Source organism: Mycobacterium ahvazicum, assembly GCF_900176255.2.
GTDB classification, from domain to species: Bacteria; Actinomycetota; Actinomycetes; order Mycobacteriales; family Mycobacteriaceae; genus Mycobacterium; species Mycobacterium ahvazicum.
In genome coordinates, this window is the sequence record NZ_FXEG02000003.1 from 585875 (window position 1) to 610677 (window position 24803).

The following is a 24803-nucleotide window of genomic DNA, read 5'->3' on the forward strand; positions in this document are numbered from 1 at the left end:
AACTCAAGCGCATCTTCCTAGTTCCCAGCGCAGTTGCGCTTCCGAGGGCGACTGCACCGGAATGAACGCCGCCTCCCGGTAGCGCCGACTGGCCGAAGTCCGGCTCGCGTACCCCTTGCCGCCGGCTGTCCGGATTTCTAAATCAGCACTAGCACTTGATAATTCAGCGGCGGCGAGGCGCAACGACAGCAGCTGCTTCTTCGTCGGTGACTTCGGCCCGCCGACAGCGCCGGCCAGATTGGCCAATGTCGCCTGTGCCGCGCCAAGCTTGTCCGCGATCGCGTCGACTTCGGCGGTGAACACCGCGTTGACCCCGGTGAGCGCCTGCTTGCTCTGCTCGACGGTGGTCCTGGTCAACCCCAGACACATGGCCGACTGCAGGACCAGGAAAGTCGGTCGCACCGCCTGCAGAAATGCGTCAAAGTCGTTGGACAGCACCTGTTCCGCATTGACGTAGGCGTTTTCCAACTTCAGGTACGACGAGGCGGTGCTTCCCATGGCCAACAGGTTGAAGTGATCGCCGATCACAACGCCCGGGGTGTCCAGCCGAAGCGCGACGATCAGCTTCTCGCCCGCGTCGCTGCGCGCCGCGGTGATCATCGTCGAGTCGGGATAGAGGTTGCTGGCCCACCGCAGCGAACCGCTCAGCCGATAGCCTCCGTCGACCGGAGCGGCGGTCAGCTCCAGGCTGCCGCAGCCGGCTGCCTCCTTGAAAGCCGACGCCATTCCGCTCACACCCAGCGTGGTTCCGGAAAGCAGCGACTCGGCCGCCGTGCGGCCGAATGGCGTTGCAGCCGTGAGTAAATACTCCACGGCCATCCGGTTGGCCCACACGGAGAATCCCGTGCTCATGCACTCGGCGGAGATACCGCCGATCACATCGGCCATCTGCGGGAGCTGTCCATCGTTGTTCCCCGGGGCGCCGAGGCCGAGCAGGCCGGCGGCACCGAGCCGAGTGAAGCTGCGGCGAGCGGTCTCCTCGCCGCGGTCCAGCGCGCCGGCGTGGGCACGAATGTCTTCCAGCAGCTCCGGATCGAGCCGCTGGACTGCGGCGTCCACGGTTGCGGTCACGCCAGTGCCTCCTGTTCGGTGTGTCTCCAGCTGTAGTCAAGGAATTTGCCGTCAAACGTCACGATCACCCGGTCGCCTGCCGGGTCGGGACGGCGTTGCACATCCAACTGAAAGTTGATGGCGCTCATGATCCCGTCGCCGAACTCCTCGTGAATCAACTCCTTGAGCGCGGGCCCGTACACGGACAGCGCTTCGAGGAATCGGTAAATCGTCGGATCGTACGCGGGCACGTCGCCGCTTCCCCGGTACGGCGCCAGCTGCAAGACGGCGACCGCCTCCTCATCGAGGTCGAGAAGCGACGCCACCGTCGAGGCATCCTGCGCCGAGAGGGGATGTTGTCCAAGCAGCGCCGCAACAGTCCACACCCGGTCCTTGCCGATCGCCTCGGCGATCTTCGTCCAACTCAGCCCGCGCTTGAACCGAGTCAACCTGATGACCTCGCCGAGGTCCGTCTTGGTCAATCTATGTGTCACGGTCGGCTCCTTGCGGACTAGTCGATGACTAGGGTCGAGTCGACGCTTGCCGGGCGGCGGAACGTGTTCACCACGGGCGACCAGGCGATGGCGTTGTCGTGGATCTGCTTGAGCGTCTCGTCGTCGGTATCTCCGGCCAACGACACCTTGCAGCGCACCGCGGTGAAGCCGAGAACCTTTCCGTCCGGGGTGTCACCGACTCCCCACACCGCCGAGATGTCGATGTCGCCTTCCATCTCAACTTCGATCTTGGTCAGTCGCACACCGCGGTGCGTGGCATTGGCCAGCATGCCCACCGAGATGCAGGATCCCAAGGCGGCCAAAGCGGTTTCGGAGGGATTGGGTGCGGAGTCGTCACCGAGCAGTGCTGGCGGTTCCCCGACGAGCATTGGTGTGAGGTCGCGCACATAGGTCATGTTGCGAAACCCGGCCTCACAAACAGTTTTAGCCTTCAGTGTCTTCTTTCCGGTGGTGGGGTTTTCCTTGGCATTACAGGACAGCCGGTCGAGCCCTGCAGCGTCGATGACGAGCGCGTCGGTCATAAAGTTTCTCCTTGTAGTTTTCGATCTTCACGGCGTTAGTGCTCGCGCGACACCCGTGCGTGACGGTCGACCGGATTGGTTTACAGAGCCGACACGAAAGATCACATGCCCGAAACGCAACGGCGGTCGGCAGCTAGCCGCAGGCAGGCGAAATTTGCTTAGCCGAAAAGACTTTGCGCGATGTAGTGGCCTTCTGCCGGCGCGGGCGGCACTGCGAAGATAGCTGATCCGATGTGACGGATGTACTCGTTGAGCAGGTCGTTGGCGCCCAGCCGGTTCTGCAAACGAATAAAATCTTGGGGATCTTTTTGATACGAGACGAACAGCAGTCCGGCGTTCAGTTGGCCGTTGGGGTCCAGGCCGTCGGTGTAGTTGTACGAGCGGCGGCGGATCATGATCCCGTCGTTGTTTTCCCGGGCGGCCAAGCCGACGTGTGAGCGCGGATCGATCAGCGGTTCGCCGTCGGCGCCCTTGGCGGCGAAATTCGGCGTGTCGAATTCGGCCTTGCCGCTCAGCGGCGCTCCTTCCTGCTTGGTACGGCCGAAGATCTTCTGCTGGTTGCCGATCCGGTCGACGTCCCACGTCTCGAGCAGCATCCGGATCTTGCGCACCACCTGATAGGTGCCGCCGTTCATCCACGACTGGTCGCTGTTGTGGACCCAGACGAAACGTTCGTACTCTGCCTCGGTGGTGACGTTGCGGGTACCGTCCTTGAATCCCAACAGGTTTCGCGGGGTCTGCTGACCGGGGCCGGCCGAAGCTCGGCCGAAGCCCAGCACCGCCCAGAACGGCGAAGCGATAGTGCGCCCGAGTCGGGCCAGATTACGCACCGCGTGGTAGCAGACCTGCGGGTCGTCGGCGCAGGCTTGCACCGACAGGTCGCCACCGTGCAGCCTCGGATCGAGGTTGTCCCCGTTGAGCGGCGGCAGATCAGTGAATACCGCCGGACGCCGCGCGGCAAGTCCGAACCGATCACCGAACAGCGACGGCCCCAATCCGATCGTGACGGTGAGGCTGGCGGGGCTCAGTCCGTAGGCCTCCCCGGTGTCGGCAGGAGGTTGCACCTCGACCTGGGGCGCAACCGTGCCGACGGGCTTACCCTGCTGCAGCACCGCCACCGCGGCCGACCAGCGCGCCAGCAACCCCTGGACATCGGCGCGAGCCGCGGCCGAAGCCAACGAGAACGACATGAAGACGGCGTAACGCTGTGGGAGCGTGGCGATTCCGCCCTGATGCAGCTGGCCGTAAAAGGGATAGCTACGGCGCATGTCAACGATGTCGTCCCCAGCATCCGACCCGCCGTGGTGGGCTGTCGCGGACGCATAGCCGGCGAACCCGCCACCGACGGCACCGATCGCGGTCCCGGTGAGACCGGCCAGCATCGCGCCGCCGAGCATCCGCCGCCGCGATACCGACGCGTCATCGGCCGGCGTCTCAACGCCGTCAGGTTCAGCCAGTTCGTCGTCAGCCATGATCAGTTGGCGGAGACCACTTTTTGAGCAACCATCGACAGGCTCTGGTGCAGCGGCTGAATCACCGCGGTCAGTTTCGGCGCATCGCTACCCTGCAGTACCGGGGTGTACGTTCGGTAGCCGCCCAGCGCGGCCGGGTCGCGGTAGCCGTCCAGCACACTGAGCACCGCACGGAACTGCTGATCGATCTGGCTGACCAAGTTGGCGTCGATCTTCTCCAAGCCCGGCCGAAGTGACGCGTAAGCCTGTTGGGCGCCTTCGACATTGCCCGAGAAGTCAACCAGGTCAATGTGACTGAATGCCTCTTCCTCACCGGTGATCTTGGTGTTCTGCACCTCTTCGATCAAATCACTTGCACCGTTGGCCAAATCTTCGGGCTGGTATTGCAAGCCGGCGACCACATCTTTCAATTTTCCTACGTTACCGACCAATTCGGTGCTCAACGCCTTGGTGCCGGGCGTGATCGCGTTGCCCTGCCACAGGTCGCGCTCGATGGCGTGGAAGCCCTTCCACCCGACCTTGGCGTCAACCGGAGTGGAGGCACGCATGTCGATCAGATAGTCCAGGCTGCCCGCGTTGTCGCCGACCGCGAAGCCCGGCAGGACGAAGCCTTCGACGCTGGATTCCGCGCGCTCATAGAACAGTCGGGCTTTGGCGTAGGCCGCCCTGGCGGCGTCGAGGTTTCCGGACTGGATGGCGGCGTCGAGTGCTTTCACTTGGTCATTGAGCTGGCCGATCTGAGTCACGATGTAGGTCGCGTAGTCCTTGGTGCCCTGACCCAGGATGCTTGCCACCGTGCCCGTCGGCCCGGCGGGCGCCTGACCGGTCACCGCCAGGGTTTGGTATTCCACACTCGCACCGGGGCAATACAGCTGATACGAGCCGCCGTCCAGAGTGACGGTGAACGACACCGGGTTCAATCCGGGTGCGAGGTTCTCCTTCTCGCCGACGATGCGCTGATCCCGGAGCAGCTCCATCTCGCTGATGCCCGGCGCGCTGGTGTTGACGACGGTGAAGGTCACCGGGCCGGCCGGCACGCTGGTGGTGTCCAGCGCGCAACCGTCTTTTCCGCCGCTGTTGGCCATCGTCACTTTGACAGCGTTCGTCCCGCCTGGTGGACTGGCTTGGCGAGACGGCGGGGAGCTCGCGGCTGGGCTCGAGTGGTTGCAGCCGGCCGCGGCCAACACCGTGATGGCGACCAAAGCCGGTGCGGTCAGCCGGAATTCACGAGACCGCGACCTTGCCCGGGCGGTGCGATTCGCTATCACTCGTTTTCCTCTCCTGTTGGCCTCGCGCGTCGCCGCGCATCGTGATTATGGCGCCAAGGGCACAGACCAGCGCGAAGCCGGCCAGTACCAACGGAAGCCAGACCCGCCATAACTGTCGCTCGGCGTGCTTCTGGGTGCCGGCGGCTAGTTGTGCGGCGGTCGACTGGTCTTCGGCGGCGGCGGTCGACCAGTCTGTTGGTAGCCCACCGAGACTGACGGTCTTGGCCCCGGTCAGCCCGCCGCCGGTCAAGATCGCCGTGCGGTTGCTCGTCGCTTGCGCACTGATCACGGAATCACCCTGCGTAAGAACGGCATACGCGGTATTCGTCGCCCATTGCCCCACAAACGGCCCCGGGGTGCGGCCGGGCGCGAGACCGACCGGCAGCCGGCCCCCCGCCATGTCTCGCAACTGATCCAGCGTGACGGCCGGCGCACCATCGGCCCCGGCGGGCTCGGAAGCCTGCCACGCCTGGACCGGTAAGCCGTCCACGGTTTGGTCGTCCGCCGGGATCAGCGGGATACTGCGGCCGGTCGGGGTGCCCTCGGCGGTGACAATCAATTCGCGTCCGTGCGGCCCGGTCGTGATCGACACCTGGGCGGTGTGCCCGGAGTGGTCGATGGCGGTGCGCGTCCGCGCGCTCGGCGACGAGCTACCGGCGGGCGTCATCGTCGCCAGCACCGCCGCGATGATGACCAGGACCGCCGCGGCGGCCAGCTGTAGCCGGCAGCGGCTACGCGGCATTGCGGCCAGGCGCGCGGGCCACAGGAAGACGACGAGCACGGGCACCGCGTACAGCAGCCAGCCCAGCACCTCGATGAGGCGAGGGTCGGTGGGGATGCCGAACACGCCGGCGAGCAACGCGCCCAGCACGGACTGGCTCGGTACCCAGGACGAGAAGTCGAGCACCTGCTGCTGGCCGATGGTCACCCAGCCCGCCTCGTGTGCGGTGCGCAGTGCGCCCAGCACCAGCCCGGCGGCAATCAGCACCAGGAACACCCCGGTGATACGGAAGAAGCGGCCGAGATTGAGCTTCAGACCGCCGAAGTACAGACCGACACCCAGCACGACCGACGCCCCGAGTCCGACCACGCCGCCCAACACGGCGAACCACCGGTTGCCGTGCGACGTCTGTGCGGCCGCCAGCAGGAAGACCGATGTCTCGAAGCCCTCTTTGAGAACGGCGAGGAACGCCATCGCGACGAGCGCGAGCGCTCCGCCACGGTTGAGCGCCTGTTGGGCTTCGCGCTCGAGTTCGCCTTTGAGCCGCCTGGAGTTGCGGTTCATCCAGATGATCATCGAGGTCACGAACACCACGGCGATGGCGTTGATGACCGTCTCCATCATCTCCTGCTGGGCCTGTGGAAGCGTCGCCGAGAACAGATCCAGACCGACGCCGACCGCAATGCTGATCAGCACCGCTAAGGCCACGCCGGCAAACATCGGGCGGGTCGATTGCCTATTTCGCTTGAGGAAGGCCGCGACGATGCTCACGATGAGCGTCGCCTCCAGGCCTTCGCGCAGGCCGATGAGGAACGTGCCGAGGAAAACGCCGAATACGCCTTGCATGCGTCCGATTCCCATCCCGCGGATCGGGACCTTCGACTTAGCCTAACCTAACTTGATGTCGCGATTAAGAGCGCCGGCACTTCCCGCCCGCGTCAGCGACCGGGCTCGGTCACGAAGTCGATGAGTTCTTCGACTTTGCTGATCAGCGCGGGTTCCAGGTCGTTCCAGTCCCGCACCCGCGACCGGATGCGCTGCCACGCCCGGGCGATGTCGGCCTGGTTGGCGTGCGGCAAGCGAAGCGCCTGGCATACGCCGTGCTTCCATTCGAGGTGCCGCGGCACCTCGGGCCAGGCTGCCAGCCCGAGCCGTTGCGGCTTCACCGCCTGCCAGATGTCGACATACGGATGGCCGACGACCAGCGTGTCGGGCCCGCCGGGCCCCCGGCGCACCGCCTCGGCAATGCGTGCCTCTTTCGAGCCCGTGACGAGGTGATCGACGAGAACACCGAGCCGGCGCCCCGGACCGGGAGCGAACTCTGCCACGATCCCCACCAAATCGTCGACGCCACCGAGATGCTCGACGACGACACCTTCGATACGCAGGTCCTCACCCCAGACCTGCGCGATGAGTTCCGCGTCGTGACGGCCTTCGACGTAGATCCGGCTGGCACGCGCGACGCGGGCGCGAGCGCCCGGTACCGCGACGGATCCGGAGGCGGTACGGCTCGCGGCGGCCGGCGCCGCGCGGCGCGGCTCGGTGAGGATCACTGGACGCCCCTCCAGCAGGTATCCGGGCCCGAGCGGAAAGCCTCGGACGTGGCCATGCCGGTCTTCGAGGTCGATGCGTCCGTACTCGACCCGTACCACCGCACCGACGTAACCGGTCTCGACATCCTCGACAACAAGTCCCAGGTCGGCGGGGTGTTCGGTCGAACGCGGCTGGCGCCGACCGGCGGCCAGCACATCGGTTCCGTAGCGATCCATCACGCGGGCAATACTAGGAACGCTCGCGGCCGAAATCGGTGATCGGCGCGCCATGAGCGCCTGCCGACGGCCGTCAATGAAGCGGCAAGATCGGCGCGAAACCCGTAAGGACCGCGTTGTCTCACCCGCGAACCAGCGCTTAGCTGCTACGTTAATTAGGTGCGCCTTGCGCGCAGCAGTTGATGAGGTGGAAGCAATGGGGATTGCCGGCCTGGTGTCGAAGGCTGTCGCGTTTTTGCGCGCCGGCTATCCGACCGGTGCGCCGAAGCGCGGTTACGTGCCGCTGCTGGCGCTGCTGCGCCGCCGCGTCACCGATGACGAAATCACCACCATCACAAGTGAATTCATGACGCGTAAAGCAGGGCCGGTCAGCACCGTCGATGTCGGAGTCGCGATCTTTCGGATCACGAACGAGATTCCCTCGCTGGACGACATCGCGCGCGTCGAGCAAAGGCTCGATGCGATCGGGTGCGCACGGCGCTAACCCTGTGCGACCGGCCCGCCGCAGGCCGCCAAATAGTCGGCATAGTTCCAGGTCTTCAAAAACTCCTGGCCCGCGACCAATCCGCGCTGGTAGAGGGCGTCGCGCTGCGCGGCGGTGATGTCGAAGTCGATCGGGCTCACCTCGTCGGCGGGCACGAAGATGGTGCGTCGCACCGTGCATGGATCGTCGATGTAGGCGTTGTCCTGATTGCTTACCAGCGTCTCTATCGCCGCGATGCCCAACGACACCGGCCCGTGCACCGGATGCGTGGGCGCAATGCCCGGCCGTGCCGATAGCCGGATCCCGAACGTCGGCCACCGCGGCTGAGCCCGGTCGAACAGCTCCACCGGAAAACTCGACAACAAGCCGCCGTCGACCCAGGTCGCGCCGCCCACTCGGACCGGTTCGAACACGTAGGGAATAGCCGCCGACGCGTGCACCGCGCGTGCCACGGAGAAGTCGTTCGGGTCGATTCCGTAGGAGTCGAGGTCCCACGGTATGCGCACCAGCCGGCGCCGGGACAGGTCGCTGGCGGTGACGACCAGCGACCACGCGAATTGCTCGGGTTCTTCACCGGTGCGCAGGTCGCCGAAGGTCCGCACACCCAGGTCGGCCAGCAAGCCGGCGAGCAGGTGTTCGAGATAGGCGCCGCGGTAAACCCCATCCGATACCAGCAATGACAATCCCCCACCGATCAGCGGAACATGCCCGATCAGGTTGCGGTCCAGGAACTTTCGGTAGTCGAGCGAACGCATGATCTCGGCGAGCCAGCCGAGTGGCTCGCCCGCCGCCTGCAGCGCTGCCACCAGCGCTGCGACGATCGCGCCCGCGCTCGTCCCGGCCACGCGAGGGAACTGGTAGCCGGCCGCTGACAGCGCGTCCACCGCCCCCACCAGGCCGATACCCCGGACGCCGCCGCCCTCGCAAACCAGATCGACGGGCTGCGTACTCACGAGATCCGCTCGCCGTCGACCCCGAAGAAGTGCACATGCCCGGGTTCCGGATGCAACCGCACCCGGCTGCCCTTCTGTGGCGGATTGCGCCCATCGGCGCGCGCGACGACGTCCTGGTCGATTGCCTTCGCGGAGTCGGTGATCCGGCCGTACAGGTAGGCGTCGGCCCCGAGCTCCTCGACGACGTCGACCTCCATCTCGACACCGAGGCCGCCCAGCTCGAAGTGCTCCGGCCGGACACCGACGACGATCTCGCTCGCATTGTTGGCGATCTCACGCGGCAACTGGATCGGCCAATCCCCCAGCGAGACAGCGCTATCGACGATCGGCAGAGTGAACAGATTCATTGCCGGCGACCCGATGAATCCGGCCACAAACACGTTGGCCGGGTTGCGGTAGAGCTCGCGTGGCGCCGCGAATTGCTGCAGCACGCCGTCGCGCAGCACCGCCACGCGGTCCCCCATCGTCATGGCCTCGACCTGGTCGTGGGTGACGTAGACGGTCGTGGTCTGAAGCCGTCGCTGTAGGGCGGCGATCTGATTGCGGGTTTGCACCCTGAGTTTGGCATCGAGATTCGACAGCGGCTCGTCCATCAGGAACACGTGCGGGCGCCGCACGATCGCACGTCCCATCGCCACCCGCTGGCGTTGCCCGCCGGACAGGTCCTTGGGTTTGCGATCCAGATATGGTTCCAGATCAAGCAGTTTCGCCGCGGCGAGCACCCGGTCGGTGATTTCGGCCTTGGAGGTTTTCGCGATCTTCAACGCGAAACCCATATTCTGCGCGACCGTCATATGCGGGTACAACGCGTAGTTCTGGAACACCATCGCCACGTCGCGATCCTTGGGGTCGACATGGGTTACGTCGCGCTCACCGATGCGAACGCATCCGGCGTCCAGCGTTTCCAGTCCGGCGACCATCCGCAACGAAGTCGTCTTGCCGCATCCCGACGGCCCCACCAGAACGACGAACTCGCCGTCGCCGACAAACAGGTCGAGGCCGTCCAGGGCTGGGCGTTCCGCGCCCGGAAAGTGTCGTGTCGCCTGCTCCCAACTCACTGACGCCACGATTCACCCACCAAGCCCGGTCACGGCGATGCCGCGCACGAAGGAACGCTGCGCGACCGCATAGATGATCACCAGCGGCACCATGATGATGATCGAAGCAGCCATGATGATCGGCCAGCGGGCAACGTACTCGCCTCGCAGCCGTACCAGGCCGAGCGTCAGCGTGGCCAGGCTGTTGCGCTGAATCATCAACAGCGGCCACAAAAAGTCGTTCCAGACGTTGACCCAGGTGAGCACTGCGAGCACCATCACCGCGGGCCTGGCATGGGGCAACAGAATCCTCCAGTAGATCTGCCACGGCGTACAACCGTCGAGAATCGCGGCTTCCTCCAGATCGGCGGGCAGCGTTTGGAAGAACTGCCGCATCAGGTAGGTGCCGAACGCACTGCCGAACAGGCCGGGCACGATCATCGCCCAGGGTGTATCAACCCAGCCCGCCGTCCGCATCAGGATGAACTGCGGAATCACCGTCACGGTCAGCGGTACCATCAGCGTGCCCAGGTACAACACGAACAACGTGTCGCGACCACGGAATTGCAGTCGCGCGAAGGCATATCCGGCCAGCGAGCAGAAGAACACCTGTCCCGCGGTTACGCATCCGGCGTACAGCACGGTATTGAAAAACATTCGCCAGAACGGCATCACGTTGAACACCTCGACGTAGTTCGACCACCTCGGGTGGGACGGCAACAGCTTCGGCTCGCTGATCTCGCCCTCCCGCTTCAGCGAACCCGACACCGCCCAGGCGACCGGGAACAGCCAGCACCACGCGATGGTGACCAGCAGCGCGTAGACCACCACGGCGCGAAAAGCACTGCGCTTGAACACTCCCTCAGCTAAGGCCACGCGAAGCCTCCCACGATCGCCGATGCGTCAGCCGCAACTGCACCAGGGTCAATACGAGCAAAATCGCGAACATCACCCAGGCCAGCGCCGACGCGTACCCGAATTCCAGGAATGAGAAGGCGTGCTGGAACAGCATGATGCCCAGCACATACGTCGATGTCTCCGGGCCGCCATTGGAACCGTTGAGAACGTAGACCACGTCAAACGCCTGGAACGCGTGGATGATTGAGATGACGACGACGAACGACACCGACCCGCGGATTAGCGGCACCGTGATCGACCAGAACTGCCGGATCTCGCCGGCACCGTCGATTTTGGCTGCCTCGTAGACGGTTTGCGGCACGCCTTGCATCGCCGCCAGCAGAATGACGGTCGCGAACGGCACACTGCGCCACACGGCGACCACGCAGAGCGAGGCCATCGCCCAATTCGGGTCGACAAGCCACGGGACCGGACCGAGTCCCACCCAGCCGAGCATGATGTTGAGCAGCCCGTTGTCGGTGTTGAAGACGAACTGCCAGACGACCGCCAGCACCACCGAGGAGATCGCCAGGGGCATGAAGACGATTGTCCGAACGATGGCTATGCCCTTGACTTTCCGGTTCAGCACGGCCGCCACGATCAGACTGATGACGACCGTCGGTATGACTGTTCCGACAGTGAAGACGATGGTGTTGCGGATCGCGATGAGGAACAACGGGTCTGATGTGAAGAGTTCTTCGAAGTTCTTGAGGCCCACAAACTTCGGCGGCCTGAACACGTCCCACCGCTGAAAGCTCATGTACAGCGAGAACCCGAGCGGAAACAGCATGAACACCGCGACCGCGGCCAGGTTGGGCGCGACGAACACGCGTCCCGCCCAGGCTCGCCGCCGTGACGGATACGGCCCCTGCGGACGGCGTTTCGCGGCGACCGGGGTGAGCACGGCTGACCTGTTGACCGATGTCATGGGTTGCGCAGCACCTCATCAACTGCGACCGACAACCCGGTCAGCGATGTCGCGGGGCGCGAGCCACGCAGGACGGGTCCCATGTTGCGATCCATCAGCGCAACGACCTTTTCCCAAGCCGGGGTGACGGGCAGCGGTTCGGAATAAGCGGGTCCTTCGGTGAGCACCGAGAGGTTGCGAATCCTCTGGTGAGCCTTGGCGAAGCCGTCCGAGGCAAGCACGGATCGCAACACCGGCACGAACAGGCAGGATTGGGCGATGATCGCTTGACCCACGGGACCGCAGGCGAACTTGACGAATTGCCAGGCCTGGTCCTGATGTCGGCTGCTCGCCGAGACGGACAGTCCGGTGGTGCCGATGTTGGAGCAGGCGCTGTGCCCGCTGGGCAGCGATGGCCCCACCGGTAGGGGCGCGACGTCGAAATCCAATCCCTCGGCGCGAATAAAGGTCTGGTATCGCCAGTGACCGCCCAGCGCCATGGCCGCCCTGCCCGCGGCGAACAGATCTGGCGTCGACATCGATTGCACCTCGGACGCATTCGGTGCCACCTTGTGTTTGTTGGCGAGGTCGGCGTAGAACTGCACGGCCTCCATGAACGCCGGGTTGTCGAAATTGAAATGGGTCGGATTCCGAATCGGCGTCGACCACGGTACGCCGTTGTTCATCGCGAACAACCCGGCCGAGTAGTACGAGACAAAGGTGTTGACGAAACCCCACTGCGTGACGCGCCCCGATCCGTCCCGCTTGGTCAGGGCCTTGGCGGTGTCCAGGAATTCGGCGAACGTCCATGTCTTGTCCCACGACGCGGGCGGGGGCGCCACCCCGGCTTCGGCGAACAGCCGCCTGTTGTAAAACAAGAAGTTTCCCGACCACTGCTCGGGAAAAGCCGATTGCTGATCGTCGAACGTGAAGGTGTCATAGAGCGGCCCGACGCTGTCCGACTTGAGCTGGGCGGCGAAGGCTTTCTCGCGCGCCAATCGGTCGTTCAAGTCGAGCAACACGCCCCGGGCGGCCAATTCGGCATAGCTGAGGTCCCACGTCTGCAGCACATCCGGGCATTTGCCACCCGCGCAGAACGTGGACAACTGCTGCATTACTCCGGGCCCGGACCGCACCGCCCGAACCTTGATGTCGGGGTGGCGGCGCTCGAACTCGGCGACGACACGAAGGCGGGCGGCGGCCTCGTCCGGGTTGGCGGCGAAGAAGAACGTCAACGCGTCGTCGTCGGAAGCACACCCACCGGCCCACGGCGCCAGAGCCGCAGCCGTAAGCGCGCCGGCGCCCCGCATCAAGCTGCGCCGTCCGAACGGCTTATCGGGCATCGTGCTCCCGTTCTCGCCCCGTCGCCGACGCCCCCGCCGGCGGTGTCCCATGTCCTTGGTACCCGATGGGGCTGGGATATGTCTGAGCCGGCCACTGCGGCAGCGCGAGTTCGGCCCGCCGCGGACCGCCGTCGGCGGTGATGTCGATGGTGTGAATGCGGTTGTCGGCGCCGATGCCGAGCTGCAACAGAATCTGCGCGCGCCCGCGCGGCGCGATCACGATGCCCGGCGCCCCGTCGATCAGCATGACCACGCCGGCCCGCGCACGCCGTGCGAATCGACGCGTCTCCTCGGCGACCTCACGGGCCCCGCGAACCTGCACCGCCACGTCATCGGGAACCAACACGCGATCGACCCTGCGCACGACATCGGGGGCCAGCAGCTCGAGCAACGTGGCGATATCACCGCCGCGGGATGCCGTCAGAAACGCTTCGACGATCTCAAGGTGCCCCGCGAGCAGGCGGGGTTGAGCGGGCCGGCCGCCGTGCAGTCGCGAACGGGCCCGACTCGCCAGTTTCTTCGCGGCGGCCGGTGACCGGCCCAGCACATCGCCGATCGTCTCGAACGGCACCGCGAACACGTCGTGCAGCACGAATGCGACACGCTGCGCGGGCGACAGGCGGTCCAGCACCACCAGCATCGCGGTGCCGACCGAGTCGGCCAGCAGCGCATCCTGGTCCGCAGGCGCCGAAGCAATGGGTGTCAGCCGGTCGAATTCGTGGGCGTCGGCCAGCGGCTGCTCGGCGCGGCGCTTTCGCGCGCGCAGCTGGTCGAACGCCTCATGCGCGGTGATCGTGGTGAACCAACCGGTCAGGTTGCCGATATCGCCGACGCCGTGGGCCCGGCTGGCCTTCAGCCACGCGGACTGCACCGCGTCGTCGGCATCCGCGGTCGAGCCGAGCAGCCGAAACGCCACCGCCCGCAGGTGCTGACGATCGGCGTCGAACCGCTGCGCCAGATCGTCGAGGTCCACCGGATCTTCGGCTGTCGCATTCATGGGTCACCTTTTCCGCACGGGAGTCGTCAAGAAGATGACCGCATCGATCGAGCTCTTTGCACCCAGGAGACCAGCACCATGACCCTACCGATTGTGCGCCGCGGCGCGCACCGCGGCCACTGGGCTCGCCGCAGCGGAAATAGCTGCACCACAAGGGTTTGAACGAAGGAAGGACCTGATTGGCATGCACATCGCTTACCTGGTGATCACCGTGATCACCGTGATCGCCACCGGCGGGATCGCCGTCGCCGACCTCATCCCGGCGAACTTCGTGTTGGCGAACTCCGCCGAGGTCGGCGTGCCTCGTTCGTGGCTACCGGCGTTGGCGTTGACGAAGCTGGCCGGGGCCGTCGGACTGGTCGCCGGGCTGGTCGGTCTGCCGGCGTTAGGTATCGCGGCCGCGGCCGGCCTGGTCCTGTTCTTCATCGGGGCGGTGCTGACTCACGTCAGGGCACACGTCCTGTACAACATCGCCTTTCCGGGCGCGTTCCTGTGCCTGTCCGCAGCGTCACTGGCGCTGCTGGTGAGTCGGCGCTACTAACTGGTCATGCGGGTCTTGACCGCGTCGTCCTGCTTCTTGGCCACGTCCATCACGAAGTCCTGCGGCGCGGCGTCGTTGGGTCCGCTGTCGAACTCCAGGTCGACGATGACCTTGCCCTCGGAGAACACCACGTAGGTCACCGATTTGGTGTTATCGGGCGACGGCCCGACCACGATGACTCCGTTGGTCCCCACCGCGAACGGCTGCGGGGCACCGGTGACGTATTTGCCCAGGGAGGCCGGGCGGTCCTTGGCGCCTTGGGCGGCCGACGCCGGGTCGGTAAACACGACGAGGAGATCGGTGATCGTGTGAGTCTTGGAGGTGTTGCTGAAGGTCACCGCCACCCCGGCCACGCCGCCCGGGTTCTGCTCCGGCGGACCCAAAGTCGTGTCGGCGCCGATGTCGGCGGCCGAGATCAGCAGGTTGGAGTAGTCGGCCAGCGGCGCGGTCCCCGACGGCGCCGCACTCGAAGCGGATGAGGACGCGGCCGAACTCGACGATGCCGCCGAGGTCGACGAGGACGTCGACGAGGACGAGGACGAGGACGAGGAAGATGACTTTTCGTCTTTGCCACAGGCTGTCGTGACGGTCAGCAAGGCGGTGACCGCCACCCCAACGCCGACGGTTCGTATCACACTCATCGCTTGCCTCCGTTTCATGACAGCTATTTCTACGGCACCTATCAGGTTCTCGGCAATACATGCAGCCATGCGGTACGCAGGGTCGAACGAGTCGCGGTGACCCGCTAACTCCGCCGTCGTTGCGGGCGGTGCTCGCAGCAAGCCGATCGGGGAACGCTCAGGCCGGAAAATAGCGGATGTGATCGATCGCTTTACCGCGCCGGCCCAGGTCGGCGAACATGATGGCGCGCCCATGAGCCGAATTGATCGACACGGTGACCGTGGACCCGGCACCGATCATCTTGGTCCAGTTCCCGCCCGCGAGTTCCGCTGCGAGTTCGGCGATGTCGAGCGGGTCATTGTCACCTAAAGTGATTGCGGCAGCAGGTGATAGCGCGTGAGCCGCAGCCAAGATATCGCCGCGCGAAACAGCGCCGAGAAATGTCTGCACCAGCCTCTTGTGCCGGGCACCCGGCCGGCGAAAGCCGGCCATGAAGCCCGCAGTTCCGGGCAGCCCTTGATTGTGGAGCAGATCTCGCGACAGTGCCACCGCGGGCGACACCGCCGACGATCCGGTCCGCAGGAACTGCAGCATCATCGCCGGTAGCTCCCAATACGCGCGCAGATGAGCAATCTGCCATTGGCCGTTCGCTTCTCGCAGGTCGTAACGGAGGAACGCTGGTATGTACATCGTGACGGCCGCACCCATCGACACCTCGAGTTCGAGGTCGCGCAGCACGACGGTGCCGAAGACGATGTCGAGGTCGCGATGGAACTTGATCACGCGCGGACCGATGAAAGTGTCGTAGAAGTTCCCTATCTGGACCCGACCCAGATGCGGTCGCGAGCCGACCGGGTCTTCGATACGGCCGTCCTCGGTGAACAACCCCACCCATCCGGCGCGGTCGTGCGCGGCGGCCGCCCGGGGGGAACGCTCGACCGCGGCCAGCAGCGACTCGCGGTCCAGTGGCACCACCATCAGATGCCCTTGACCAATTCGATTCCGGCACTTCGCATCTCGACCAGTGCTTGCGCTGCCGAACTCGGCGACACGGCCGCGGTCAGGTCGAGCAGCACCCGGGTGCTCAAACCGTTGCGCGCCGCGTCCTCGGCGGTTCGCCGGACGCAGTGGTCGGTGGCAATGCCGACGATGTCGACCTCGTCGACGCCGCGCTGCCGCAGCCACTCGAGGAGCGATGTCCCGCTCTCGTCGGCACCCTCGAAGCCGCTGTAGGCCGCCGCGCGGGCACCCTTGCGAAAGACCGCCTCGATCGGCCGGGTGTCGAGGTCGGGACGAAATTCCACTCCCGGACTTCCGGCAACGCAGTGCGGCGGCCAGGACGACGAGTAGTCGGGGTGGTCGGAGAAATGGCCGCCCGGGTCGATATGGAAATCCTTGGTGGCCACCACGTGTTGGTAGTCGGGCTTGCGGGCCAGATAGTCGTTGATGGCACCGGCCACTTCAGCGCCGCCGCGCACGGGCAGCGAGCCGCCCGCGCAAAAGTCGTTTTGCACGTCGACGATGATCAACGCTCGCACGCGCTCCACCATATCGCCGTCAACTGTCGCCGAGTCGGTTTGTTTGCCGACTCCTCGGGTACACCCCCTGCCATGGTGATCCGCAGAATCGCACGTCCCCTCTTGTCGGTTGCCTTTATCGGCCAAGGAGTTGAATCCCTGCTTAATCCCAAAGCTGCGGCCGAGGCCGCAGCCCCCGCGGTGGATGGCCTGCAGGCGTTGCCGGACCAGGTGGCCCGCAGTATGCCCAACGACCCCCAAACGTTCGCCCAGATAACCGCCGGTGTTCAGATCGGCGGCGGGCTGCTGCTGGCCACCGGGAAAATGCCGCGCGTCGCGTCGGCCGTACTCGCCCTCACGGTGCTGCCGGCCAATTTCGGCTCCTACTCGTTCTGGAACGAGAGCGATCCGCAGCGCAAAGCGGAGCGACGCCGCGAGTTCCTGAAAGACTTGAGCCTGCTGGGTGGGCTGATGATCGCGTCCGCCGACACCGCCGGCAAGCCATCGCTGGGATGGCGTGGCCGCAAGGCAGCCGAGCGCCTTTCCGACCGGGTGTCCTCGGTGCTGCCCGGGTCCGACGACGCATTGTTCGACGCCGACTTCGCCGAGCTCGGCGAAAAGATCGCGCACGGCCTGCATGTCGGTGCCGAACGCGGTCGCGAACTGGCCAGCACGGCCGCCGAACGAAGCGCCCCATACGCCGAGGCCGCCCTCGACCGCGGTCGTGAACTGGCCAATACCGCTGCCGAGCGCGGCGCGCCGTACGCCGAGCTCGCCTTGGATCGCGGTCGCGAACTGGCCAGCGCGGCGGCCGAACGCGCCGAGCCGCTGGCCAAGAAGGCACGCAAGCGCGGTGAGCAGCTCGCCGACGAGGTGGCCGAGCGGGCCGAAAAGGCGCGCAAGCGCAGCGAAAAGCTGGCGGAAGAGGCCGCCGAGAAGGCCGGACCGCTGGCGAAGAAGGCGCGCAAGCGCAGCGAGAAGCTGGCCAAGAAGGCTCGAGTGCGTGGCGAAGACTTCGCCGAAACCGCACGCACGCACGGCAACCAGTTGGCCGACGCGGCGCGCGACCGAGTCGGCGGGCAGGTCAAGACCCGCCGTCGTCCCTGGTAGCGGCTAGCACGCCAAGAAGGTGTCGACGATTGCGTCGACACCCCGATCGATGTCGACGGTGACCCCGGGCTCGTCGGCCCCCAGCGGTTCCAAGGTGTCGAATTGTGATTGCAGCAGTGCGGCCGGCATGAAGTGGTCCGACCTGGCCGCCAGTCGCGCGCCGATCAGCTCCGGGGAGCCGCTCAGATACAGGAACTCCACGCCCGGCCAGTGTGCCCGCAACTGGTCTCGGTAGCTGCGTTTGAGAGCCGAGCAACTCGCCACCCCACCCGCACGGTGATCGGCCAACCACTCCCCGACGCGCTCCAGCCACGGACCGCGATCCTGGTCGGTCAGCGGTTGCCCGGCGGTCATCTTGGCCACGTTGGCCGGTGTATGGAGACTGTCGGCGTCGACGAAGGGTACCCGCAACCGCTGGGCGAGCGCGCGACCCACCGTCGACTTGCCCGACCCGGACACACCCATCACCACGATGGTCGACGCCGCGGCGGTCGGCACCGCGCCTAGGTCTGTCGCTCGAGGTTGCGGTTCCATTCCATCCAGCCGACGCCGCTGCGGCCGTCCGCGGTCTCGATGCTGACCCAGGCGCGGGCGAACTCACTGACTTGTCCGTCGGGGCCGGTTAGCAGCACCGGGGCGTGGCCGTGGATGTCGACGTCGCCGCGCAGGCCGCCGGGGTCCAGACTCAAGGTCATTTTAAGCGGTAACCCGTTGTCGCCGAATGCTCTTGGGTTCGTCACGGTGTGCAGTTCGGTGACGTTACGGTCGGCGTCCTGGATGTAACCGATACCCACCGGCGGAACATTCGGGATGTTGATGTCCAACCCGTGCAGGTGCGTGCCGTCGCCGAGGTGCAGCGCACTCCACATCCAGTCCATGCTCCACCAGTCGCGGACACCCCACGAGTGATCACGCTGTCCGGCAACGGAATCCATCCGATAGGTGGTGCCCTCGACGGTGACGGTTCCCGTTACGGTGCAAGGGATTTCGTAGCGTGTCGTCACCCGGTACTTGTATGGGGCACCGTCGGTGGTCCACACCAGATCCATTGTCACGTCGACGGGTGTTCCCGGTTCGCCGCGCAATATCGCCGACGGGTCCGCGTAGGACTGTCCCTTCGCCCGCACGTCGACCCGGTAGGTCTGCAGTGGCGCGCTGGCGGCGTGGCTGATTTCGAAGGCGTCGGTGCGCAGCACCCACGGGTCTTCGGGCAGCGGAACTTCGTAATCGAGCACCGCGACGGTCGGCAGGTCCGGTCCGCACAGCAGCACCTGAACCCAGGCGGCCCGCTGGTTGGCGACCAGGCCGATGCGGAACCAGCCGCCGAATCCCTGTGCCGCATCCACGAAGTCGGCATACCAGCTCTCGCTCCACAGCGGCTCGTCGGTCGGCACATGCGCAAGTTCGTCGTCATCGGTTGGCCGCAGCGGTTCGGGCGCGACCGCATTGGGCAGCGTCGCCAGCGCGTCGGTATCGAGCACATGATCGCAGTGCCGCGCCAGCATCGTCATGAACATCTGGTCGCCGCGCTCGGTGCGTTCCACCAGCATCGACGACACGATGGCCATCATCACGCCGAAAAAGCTTTGCCTCCGAACCCCTTCGGTGACCTCGGCAAGCGTGATCGGCACTTGGGGACCGAGCGCCTCGTGGTAAGCCCGCAGCAACGCGCCGTAGTGTGTTCGACGATCCTGCGTGCACAATGCGCAGCCGAGGAAGTAGGCCAGGTCGGTAAACGGCGCACCCCAGGAGACGGTCTGCCAGTCCACGACGGTCAGCGCGCGGTCGGCTCCCTCGGCGCCGAACAACAGGTTGTCCAGCCGATAGTCGCCGTGCACCAGGCCCAGGATCCGGTTTCGTTCCGTTTCGGCGGCCAGATAGGCATCGAACGCTCCGACCAGGCGTTCGCACACCATGCGGTGCGCCGGCGCGATCTGGTCGCCGTAGCGGTCGAGGAACCCGGCATAGAGCGGGGCGATCATGGCCTGGTTGAGCGGAGCATGCCGATTGAGCCAGGGCGCGTCGGCCAGCGACGTATCGCCGAGTAGCGGGCCGTGCAGCCGCCCCAACTCAACGACCGCGATGGTGGCCTGTTCGATTGTGGCACCGGCGATTTCGTTGCCGACAACTGCCGGAACGGCGTCGCCGAGCAGCAGATCGAAGACACCGGTCGAGGTGTCGATCGCGGCGTGATAGCACGGTGCGACAGGCCCGCCGAGGCGTGGCGCGATATCGCTGTAGAAGCGGACTTCTCGCTCGTAGAGGCCCAGCGCCAACCCGGTTTGCCGACTGATCGGATCGCTGGCCGCGACCTTCAACACCACCGACTCCGGTCCCGCGGCCCCATCCGCGTAGCGCAGCCGCACCCGGTAGCACTCACTCATCTGGCCGGTCCCGATGCGTTCGGTCTCGAAGTCGGCGACCTCGCCGGCTCCGATCGCGGCGGTCAACCACGAAGCGGTGAGATCACTGGGTCGTTCGACTGGCTGGGTCTGCATTGACGTCCTTTGGCCGAATTTCGCTGACGGGTTCAGCGTGCCACGTCAGCGTGCCAGGTCACTGCGCCAATGAGAAGCCTGCCCACGCCATCCGGCGATGCGGGTGCGGATCGAATTCGACACGGCTCTTGCGGTCGAACACCATCACGGCGCGGTCGTCAACCGTGTAGGCGGGCCAGTCCTCACCCGGCACCCCGTCGCGACTGAATGCTCGCCAACGGCGCTGCACCTGGTTGCTGACCCGAATTGCGGCGCGCTGATCGGCCGCCGCGGTCAAGAACGCGCCGAGCCGGGTTCGATAGAAGTCGAAAACGGCCAACAACTCGGTGGCATGGGTCGCACCCAACCCCGACCAGCGCAGCATCCGCGGAGCGTAGTCGTAGCGATACAGATACGTCGGGGCGTGATGACTGTGCGCCTCGGCGAGCTGCCAGGCCGCCGAGCTGAACGCGAAGTCCCCGCCCAGCTGGATGCATGCCGAGGATGACGGGTAACCGGGGTATGCGGCCATAATGCGTTCGCGGGCAACCGGTTCCAGGTCTGCCAGCAACTCCTCGATCATCGACTCATTGGTCGGCAACATCTTGAGGAACCTGGTGAACAGCCGGCCTTCCTCGGCGTTGGTGCCCACGATCAGCGGGACCCGATGCGCCCGACCGTTCTCCATCGCCACGACGGGGTCTTCGGGCAGGCAGTCGTCGCCGATCACCGGACCGATCGGGAAGGCGCCCAGCCTGTTCTCCATGCCCTGGTCGATCAGCCGGTGTTGGGTCTCGACGAGTTGCGCCGGGGATGCCTGCATCAGCGCGTTGGCGGCGTCCTCGGGACGCGCGCCCAGCAACTCGGCGAACCTCGTCGCGAACTGGGCCGAAATCTCCTTCGACCGAACCAGACCCGACGCCGGGCTTTCGGCAATCGCCTGCGCGAACAGGCCCTCGGCCGCCGGCACCGCCAACAACGTGGCGGCGATACAGGCACCGGCGCTTTCGCCGAAGATGGTGACGTTGCCGGGATCGCCGCCGAATCCCGCGATGTTCTCTCGAATCCACTGCAGCGCCATCACCAGGTCGCGCAGATACAGATTGCTGTCGATGGTGGTGTCGGCGGTCGACAACGACGACAGGTCAAGACATCCCAGCGCACCCAGCCGGTAGTTGACCGATACGTACACACAGCCGCGGCGGACCATCGCCGCGCCGTCGTAGAGCGGGACCGCGGAGCTGCCCAGGATGTATCCGCCGCCGTGAATGAAGACCATGACCGGTAACGGTCCGTCGTGGCCCGACTCCGGCGCAACGACGTTGAGCGTGAGGCAATCCTCGCTCATCGGCTGATATCGGCCGACACCCAGCATGGTGTAGCGGCGCTGCTGGGGCGCGCAGTTGGTGAAACCGTGGCAATGACGGACGCCTGACCAGGCCTGCGCCGGCTGCGGCGCCCGCAACCGCAGCCGTCCGACCGGCGGCCGGGCATAGGGAATGGAACGCCAACGGTTGACGCCGTCACGGGTGAAGCCTTCGACGATGCCGTTGGCGGTGCGTGCGCGGATAGTGCGCTCGTGCATACGCCGACGGTAGCCGACACTACGTATACGGGGCGCGCGTAGCGGCTAAATCCACGGTGTGACGGATAGCCTGTCGGCATGCGAATGGCCGTCTGGGTCACACTCTCGGTGCTGATTGCCGCCGGATGCTCGCACGGCGGCGGGGGTCAATCGGCAACCAGGCAGGCGCCGAACACCACCGCGGTGTCGGGTTTCTCCCCCACCAGCACGGTCTCACCCGGGAGTAAACCGCCGGGGCCGTCGGCCCCGCCAGCGGCCGGCGCGCCGATCTCGGCTGTCATCACCTGGATCGAGGCAGGTCATCCTGCCGATCCGGCCCGATATCACGCGGTCGTCCGCGACGGTGTCACCACCCAGCTCGGAACCGACGTCGCGTTCAGCGTCCCGGCCGCCAAGCTCGACTGCACGACGGATTCCGCGCACACCGGCGCCGCGCTGACCTGCCTGGTCGATCTGTCCAGTCCGCCGCCCCGCCCGGACACCGCCTACGGCGAATGGAAAGGCGGCTGGGTCACCTTCGACGGGGCGAACCTGCAGATCGGGGCGGCCCGCGCCGACCCGGGGCCGTTCGTCTACGGCAACGGGCCCGATTGGGGGGGGGGGGACACATTGTCCTATGACGACTATCGCTGCCGCCCCGCCCCGGCCGGCTTGTTTTGTGTGAACTACGCCCGCCAGTCGGCCGTAAGGTTCAGCAGCGCCGGAATCCAGCAGTTCGGCTGTCTGCGGTCGGTGCCGCCGCCCGACGGCATCGGCGTTGCGTTCAGCTGCTGAGGACTTTGTTGCACCCCCGCGGCGACCAGCGCCGCCAGTGCGGTTACTCGGCCATGATCATGGCGAAGAGCTCGGCCATCTCTTCGGCGGGTCCGCCGGGCACCGTGTAGCCGGCTTCGTCGCGGATTTGCCCCAGGTTGTCCCGCACCTCTTCGATTGACAGTTCGGGACTGTAGAAGCCCTTGGTCCGCCCGATGAAGAATTGCGAAACATGGCCTGCGCCAACGGTATAGACCTCGCCCGACACCGGACAATCGCGATGGGTCAGGAAAGCCGCCACCGGAGCAACCAGGGCCGGATCCAGCTTCTTGAGGTATTGGTTCGTCAGGTCGTCCAACACGGCTCGCGCCGCGGCGTCGGCCGGGGGCGCGGCACCGTCGATCGAGTGCGTCAGCATCCGCGTGTAGGCGATCGGGGCGACCGCGTTGACCTTAATGTCGCGGCCGGCACCTTCGGCGGCCAACACGCGGGTAAAACCGAGCAGCCCGGTCTTGGCCGAGCCGTAGTTGCTCATTCCGACATTGCCCAGGATGCCGGCTGCCGAAGTGGTGTTGAGGATCCGGCCATATCCCTGCTCGCGCATCGCCTTCCATGCCGGTCGCGTCACGTGAAACGCACCCCGCAAATGCACGTCCAGCAGCGGCTCGAAGCGCTCGGCGGTCATGTCCTCGAACGGCGCATCCCGAACGATTCCGGCATTGTTGATCACGATATCGACACGACCCCATGTGCTCAGGGCGGTGTCGATAATCGCTTGTCCCCCTTCGGCGCTGGTCACGCTGTGCGTGTCCGCGACGGCCTGACCGCCCAGCTCGCGAATCTCGCGTGCGGCAGCGTCCGCCACTCGGTTGCTCGAGCCATCCCCCGTCACCGAGCCACCGACGTCGTTGACGACGACTCGCGCACCCCGAGAGGCCAGCAGCAGCGCGTACTGCTTGCCCAGGCCGCCGCCGGCGCCGGTGATGACGGCGACCTGATCGTCGAACCTCAGCTCGTTCACCAACTGACCGGCAGTTCCTTCATGCCGTAGATGTCCGCTTCTTTGAACTTCAGCTTGTCCACAGAGACCGCCAATGTGAGGCCGGGCAGTCGCCGTGCCAACGTGGCGAACGCGACCTGCATCTCGACACGGGCCAGATTCTGGCCGATGCACTGATGCGCGCCGTAACCAAACCCCAAGTGCCCATGGGTATTCCGTTCGGGGTCAAAGCGTTCAGGGTTGTCGACGAACTCGGCGTCCCAGTTTCCGGCGGGTATGTTCATCAAGACCATGTCACCGGCCCGGATCATCTGACCGCCGAGAACGAAGTCTTCGGTCGCCACCCGGTCCACCTGGCTGTGCACGATGCTGAGATACCGCATCAACTCTTCGACGATGTTGGCGATGACGGAATGGTCGTCGGTACGGCCCAGACGTTGGTAAACCTCCGGATGCTCGAGCAGCGCAACCGTTCCCAGCGAGATCATATTCGCGCTGGTTTCGTGACCGGCAAGCATCATCACCACGCCGTTCATCGCCGCCGTCTCGCGGGTGAGCTGGCCCGTCGCGACGTAGTCGGTGACAAGGCGGCTGATCATGTCGTCGCCGGGATCGTGCGTCCGGCGTTCCACCAAATCCTGTATGTAGACGTACATCTCGGCGAAGGCCTGTGCCCTGACGTCATCGGGTGTGGCGACCTCGAGCCCCAGCGTCGAGTTGCGCTGGAACAGTTCCAGGTCTTCGGGCGGCACGCCCAGCAACAGCGCTATAACCAGCGACGGGATGGGCAGCGCGAAGTCGCTGACCAGGTCGGCGGGCGGCCCGTTGCCGATCATCTGTTCGATGAATTCGTCGACCGTTTCCTGGATCTGCGGCCGCATCGACTCGCAACGCCGAAAGGTGAAGTCGCGCACCAACATCCGGCGCAGCCGATTGTGTTCGGGATCGTCGATGCGCGCGAACATCACCGGCACGGTGCGGTCCGGGCTCTCGGGCTTCAGCGAGGCGGGGATGGTGTCAGCGGACAGGCGCGGGTCGAGCAGCGCCGCCCTGATGTCGCGATAGCGGCTCACCACCCAGGCCGGTCGGCCGTGATACATCGCCTTGCGCAGTCCGGGCTCGTCGCGCCAGTTGACGAACTCGGCCGGCGGGTGTAGCGGGCAGTGCGTCGCACGTTGAACGGGTATGACGGGAAGGCTGGATTCGGAGGTTTCGAAAGCGATTGACATTAGCCGCGTTTCCCCATAAGTGTCAGTTGGCTGCCA

General features: G+C 65.7%; 25 protein-coding genes. 4 read left to right on the forward strand and 21 right to left on the reverse strand.

Features of this window, described 5'->3' with window-relative positions; all coding sequences use genetic code 11:
• Positions 1-3: 3 nt before the first annotated feature.
• The 7 genes from MAAFP003_RS15445 to MAAFP003_RS15475 form a co-directional block, all read right to left on the reverse strand.
• Positions 4-1071, reverse strand: a complete 1068-nt coding sequence (locus MAAFP003_RS15445; protein WP_096288286.1) for an acyl-CoA dehydrogenase family protein — start codon at positions 1069-1071, stop codon at positions 4-6.
• Positions 1068-1544, reverse strand: a complete 477-nt coding sequence (gene cynS, locus MAAFP003_RS15450) for a cyanase (protein WP_096288288.1) — start codon at positions 1542-1544, stop codon at positions 1068-1070. The genes MAAFP003_RS15445 and cynS overlap by 4 nt, the downstream gene beginning before the upstream one ends.
• 17 nt (positions 1545-1561) lie before the next feature.
• Positions 1562-2086 (reverse strand): OsmC family protein, encoded by a 525-nt coding sequence (locus MAAFP003_RS15455; RefSeq protein ID WP_096288290.1) that lies wholly within the window; start codon positions 2084-2086, stop codon positions 1562-1564.
• A 158-nt stretch (positions 2087-2244) separates the two neighbouring features.
• On the reverse strand, positions 2245-3558 hold the full coding sequence (gene efeB / locus MAAFP003_RS15460; RefSeq protein ID WP_096288292.1) for an iron uptake transporter deferrochelatase/peroxidase subunit: 1314 nt from the start codon (positions 3556-3558) through the stop codon (positions 2245-2247).
• Positions 3559-3560: 2 nt separating this feature from the next.
• The gene (gene efeO / locus MAAFP003_RS15465) at positions 3561-4775 is read right to left on the reverse strand and encodes an iron uptake system protein EfeO (RefSeq protein ID WP_423790920.1); all 1215 of its coding nucleotides are present in this window, start codon (positions 4773-4775) and stop codon (positions 3561-3563) included.
• A 7-nt stretch (positions 4776-4782) separates the two neighbouring features.
• Positions 4783-6393, reverse strand: a complete 1611-nt coding sequence (gene efeU / locus MAAFP003_RS15470) for an iron uptake transporter permease EfeU (RefSeq protein WP_096291184.1) — start codon at positions 6391-6393, stop codon at positions 4783-4785.
• A gap of 92 nt (positions 6394-6485) precedes the next feature.
• Positions 6486-7319, reverse strand: a complete 834-nt coding sequence (locus MAAFP003_RS15475; RefSeq protein WP_096288296.1) for a DUF3097 family protein — start codon at positions 7317-7319, stop codon at positions 6486-6488.
• 193 nt (positions 7320-7512) lie between these two features.
• On the opposite strand from MAAFP003_RS15475, the gene MAAFP003_RS15480 reads away from it, so the two are divergent.
• Positions 7513-7800 (forward strand): DUF3349 domain-containing protein, encoded by a 288-nt coding sequence (locus MAAFP003_RS15480; RefSeq protein WP_096288298.1) that lies wholly within the window; start codon positions 7513-7515, stop codon positions 7798-7800.
• On the opposite strand, the gene MAAFP003_RS15485 is transcribed toward MAAFP003_RS15480, so the two are convergent.
• Genes MAAFP003_RS15485 through MAAFP003_RS15510 form a run of 6 tightly spaced genes read right to left on the reverse strand, consistent with a single transcriptional unit; the run spans position 7797 to position 13934 of the window.
• Positions 7797-8753 (reverse strand): patatin-like phospholipase family protein, encoded by a 957-nt coding sequence (locus MAAFP003_RS15485; protein WP_096288299.1) that lies wholly within the window; start codon positions 8751-8753, stop codon positions 7797-7799. The two genes, MAAFP003_RS15480 and MAAFP003_RS15485, sit on opposite strands and share 4 nt — an antisense overlap.
• A complete protein-coding gene (locus MAAFP003_RS15490; RefSeq protein ID WP_096288301.1) occupies positions 8750-9820 on the reverse strand; it encodes an ABC transporter ATP-binding protein in 1071 nt (356 codons plus the stop codon). The genes MAAFP003_RS15485 and MAAFP003_RS15490 overlap by 4 nt, the downstream gene beginning before the upstream one ends.
• 3 nt (positions 9821-9823) lie before the next feature.
• Positions 9824-10666 carry a carbohydrate ABC transporter permease gene (locus MAAFP003_RS15495; RefSeq protein ID WP_096288303.1) on the reverse strand — a complete coding sequence of 281 codons (843 nt, stop codon included), beginning with the start codon at positions 10664-10666 and terminating at the stop codon, positions 9824-9826.
• Positions 10653-11615, reverse strand: a complete 963-nt coding sequence (locus MAAFP003_RS15500; protein ID WP_096288305.1) for a carbohydrate ABC transporter permease — start codon at positions 11613-11615, stop codon at positions 10653-10655. Before MAAFP003_RS15500 ends, MAAFP003_RS15495 begins: the two co-directional genes overlap by 14 nt.
• Positions 11612-12937 carry an ABC transporter substrate-binding protein gene (locus MAAFP003_RS15505; protein WP_096288307.1) on the reverse strand — a complete coding sequence of 442 codons (1326 nt, stop codon included), beginning with the start codon at positions 12935-12937 and terminating at the stop codon, positions 11612-11614. Before MAAFP003_RS15505 ends, MAAFP003_RS15500 begins: the two co-directional genes overlap by 4 nt.
• Positions 12927-13934 (reverse strand): sigma-70 family RNA polymerase sigma factor, encoded by a 1008-nt coding sequence (locus MAAFP003_RS15510; protein WP_096288309.1) that lies wholly within the window; start codon positions 13932-13934, stop codon positions 12927-12929. The genes MAAFP003_RS15505 and MAAFP003_RS15510 overlap by 11 nt, the downstream gene beginning before the upstream one ends.
• Before the next feature lie 184 nt (positions 13935-14118).
• On the opposite strand from MAAFP003_RS15510, the gene MAAFP003_RS15515 reads away from it, so the two are divergent.
• Positions 14119-14475, forward strand: coding sequence for a DoxX family protein (locus tag MAAFP003_RS15515; RefSeq protein WP_096288311.1), 357 nt, complete (start codon positions 14119-14121; stop codon positions 14473-14475).
• Here the strand turns inward: MAAFP003_RS15515 and MAAFP003_RS29180 are convergent.
• From MAAFP003_RS29180 to pncA, 3 genes are all read right to left on the reverse strand, one after another.
• A complete protein-coding gene (locus MAAFP003_RS29180) occupies positions 14472-15116 on the reverse strand; it encodes a hypothetical protein (RefSeq protein ID WP_165796414.1) in 645 nt (214 codons plus the stop codon). The genes MAAFP003_RS15515 and MAAFP003_RS29180 overlap by 4 nt on opposite strands.
• A gap of 157 nt (positions 15117-15273) precedes the next feature.
• The gene (locus tag MAAFP003_RS15530) at positions 15274-16074 is read right to left on the reverse strand and encodes a ketosteroid isomerase family protein (protein ID WP_096288313.1); all 801 of its coding nucleotides are present in this window, start codon (positions 16072-16074) and stop codon (positions 15274-15276) included.
• Positions 16074-16634, reverse strand: coding sequence for a pyrazinamidase PncA (gene pncA / locus MAAFP003_RS15535; protein WP_165796415.1), 561 nt, complete (start codon positions 16632-16634; stop codon positions 16074-16076). The genes MAAFP003_RS15530 and pncA overlap by 1 nt, the downstream gene beginning before the upstream one ends.
• Before the next feature lie 72 nt (positions 16635-16706).
• Between pncA and MAAFP003_RS15540 the strand changes: the two genes are divergently transcribed.
• Positions 16707-17723 carry a DoxX family protein gene (locus tag MAAFP003_RS15540; RefSeq protein WP_096288317.1) on the forward strand — a complete coding sequence of 339 codons (1017 nt, stop codon included), beginning with the start codon at positions 16707-16709 and terminating at the stop codon, positions 17721-17723.
• Positions 17724-17726: 3 nt separating this feature from the next.
• Here the strand turns inward: MAAFP003_RS15540 and MAAFP003_RS15545 are convergent, their stop codons facing one another.
• The 3 genes from MAAFP003_RS15545 to MAAFP003_RS15555 are packed head-to-tail and all read right to left on the reverse strand — an operon-like array spanning position 17727 to position 21785.
• The gene (locus MAAFP003_RS15545; protein WP_243394142.1) at positions 17727-18188 is read right to left on the reverse strand and encodes a gluconokinase; all 462 of its coding nucleotides are present in this window, start codon (positions 18186-18188) and stop codon (positions 17727-17729) included.
• Positions 18189-18226: 38 nt separating this feature from the next.
• Entirely contained in the window at positions 18227-20221 is a 1995-nt protein-coding gene (locus tag MAAFP003_RS15550) for a DUF7064 domain-containing protein (RefSeq protein WP_096288321.1), read from the reverse strand.
• Between the two features lie 58 nt (positions 20222-20279).
• A complete protein-coding gene (locus tag MAAFP003_RS15555) occupies positions 20280-21785 on the reverse strand; it encodes a carboxylesterase/lipase family protein (RefSeq protein WP_096288323.1) in 1506 nt (501 codons plus the stop codon).
• 78 nt (positions 21786-21863) lie between these two features.
• Here MAAFP003_RS15555 and MAAFP003_RS15560 point away from each other — a divergent pair, with 78 nt between their 5' ends.
• The gene (locus tag MAAFP003_RS15560) at positions 21864-22559 is read left to right on the forward strand and encodes a hypothetical protein (RefSeq protein ID WP_096288325.1); all 696 of its coding nucleotides are present in this window, start codon (positions 21864-21866) and stop codon (positions 22557-22559) included.
• A 43-nt stretch (positions 22560-22602) separates the two neighbouring features.
• On the opposite strand, the gene MAAFP003_RS15565 is transcribed toward MAAFP003_RS15560, so the two are convergent.
• Both MAAFP003_RS15565 and MAAFP003_RS15570 read right to left on the reverse strand, forming a co-directional pair.
• Entirely contained in the window at positions 22603-23559 is a 957-nt protein-coding gene (locus MAAFP003_RS15565; protein WP_165796416.1) for an SDR family NAD(P)-dependent oxidoreductase, read from the reverse strand.
• Positions 23556-24767 (reverse strand): cytochrome P450, encoded by a 1212-nt coding sequence (locus MAAFP003_RS15570; protein ID WP_096288329.1) that lies wholly within the window; start codon positions 24765-24767, stop codon positions 23556-23558. The genes MAAFP003_RS15565 and MAAFP003_RS15570 overlap by 4 nt, the downstream gene beginning before the upstream one ends.
• Positions 24768-24803: the final 36 nt, after the last annotated feature.

What these genes read in the sequence shown, in the direction of transcription:
- MAAFP003_RS15455 (WP_096288290.1), bottom strand. Translation starts at nt 2,086, where the DNA reads ATGACCGACGCGCTCGTCATCGACGCTGCAGGGCTCGACCGGCTGTCC.
- efeB (WP_096288292.1), bottom strand. Translation starts at nt 3,558, where the DNA reads ATGGCTGACGACGAACTGGCTGAACCTGACGGCGTTGAGACGCCGGCC.
- efeU (WP_096291184.1), bottom strand. Translation starts at nt 6,393, where the DNA reads ATGCAAGGCGTATTCGGCGTTTTCCTCGGCACGTTCCTCATCGGCCTG.
- MAAFP003_RS15480 (WP_096288298.1), top strand. Translation starts at nt 7,513, where the DNA reads ATGGGGATTGCCGGCCTGGTGTCGAAGGCTGTCGCGTTTTTGCGCGCC.
- MAAFP003_RS15500 (WP_096288305.1), bottom strand. Translation starts at nt 11,615, where the DNA reads ATGACATCGGTCAACAGGTCAGCCGTGCTCACCCCGGTCGCCGCGAAA.
- MAAFP003_RS15505 (WP_096288307.1), bottom strand. Translation starts at nt 12,937, where the DNA reads ATGCCCGATAAGCCGTTCGGACGGCGCAGCTTGATGCGGGGCGCCGGC.
- MAAFP003_RS15510 (WP_096288309.1), bottom strand. Translation starts at nt 13,934, where the DNA reads ATGAATGCGACAGCCGAAGATCCGGTGGACCTCGACGATCTGGCGCAG.
- MAAFP003_RS15515 (WP_096288311.1), top strand. Translation starts at nt 14,119, where the DNA reads ATGCACATCGCTTACCTGGTGATCACCGTGATCACCGTGATCGCCACC.
- MAAFP003_RS29180 (WP_165796414.1), bottom strand. Translation starts at nt 15,116, where the DNA reads ATGAGTGTGATACGAACCGTCGGCGTTGGGGTGGCGGTCACCGCCTTG.
- MAAFP003_RS15530 (WP_096288313.1), bottom strand. Translation starts at nt 16,074, where the DNA reads ATGGTGGTGCCACTGGACCGCGAGTCGCTGCTGGCCGCGGTCGAGCGT.
- MAAFP003_RS15540 (WP_096288317.1), top strand. Translation starts at nt 16,707, where the DNA reads ATGGTGATCCGCAGAATCGCACGTCCCCTCTTGTCGGTTGCCTTTATC.
- MAAFP003_RS15545 (WP_243394142.1), bottom strand. Translation starts at nt 18,188, where the DNA reads ATGGGTGTGTCCGGGTCGGGCAAGTCGACGGTGGGTCGCGCGCTCGCC.
- MAAFP003_RS15550 (WP_096288321.1), bottom strand. Translation starts at nt 20,221, where the DNA reads ATGCAGACCCAGCCAGTCGAACGACCCAGTGATCTCACCGCTTCGTGG.
- MAAFP003_RS15555 (WP_096288323.1), bottom strand. Translation starts at nt 21,785, where the DNA reads ATGCACGAGCGCACTATCCGCGCACGCACCGCCAACGGCATCGTCGAA.
- MAAFP003_RS15560 (WP_096288325.1), top strand. Translation starts at nt 21,864, where the DNA reads ATGCGAATGGCCGTCTGGGTCACACTCTCGGTGCTGATTGCCGCCGGA.
- MAAFP003_RS15570 (WP_096288329.1), bottom strand. Translation starts at nt 24,767, where the DNA reads ATGTCAATCGCTTTCGAAACCTCCGAATCCAGCCTTCCCGTCATACCC.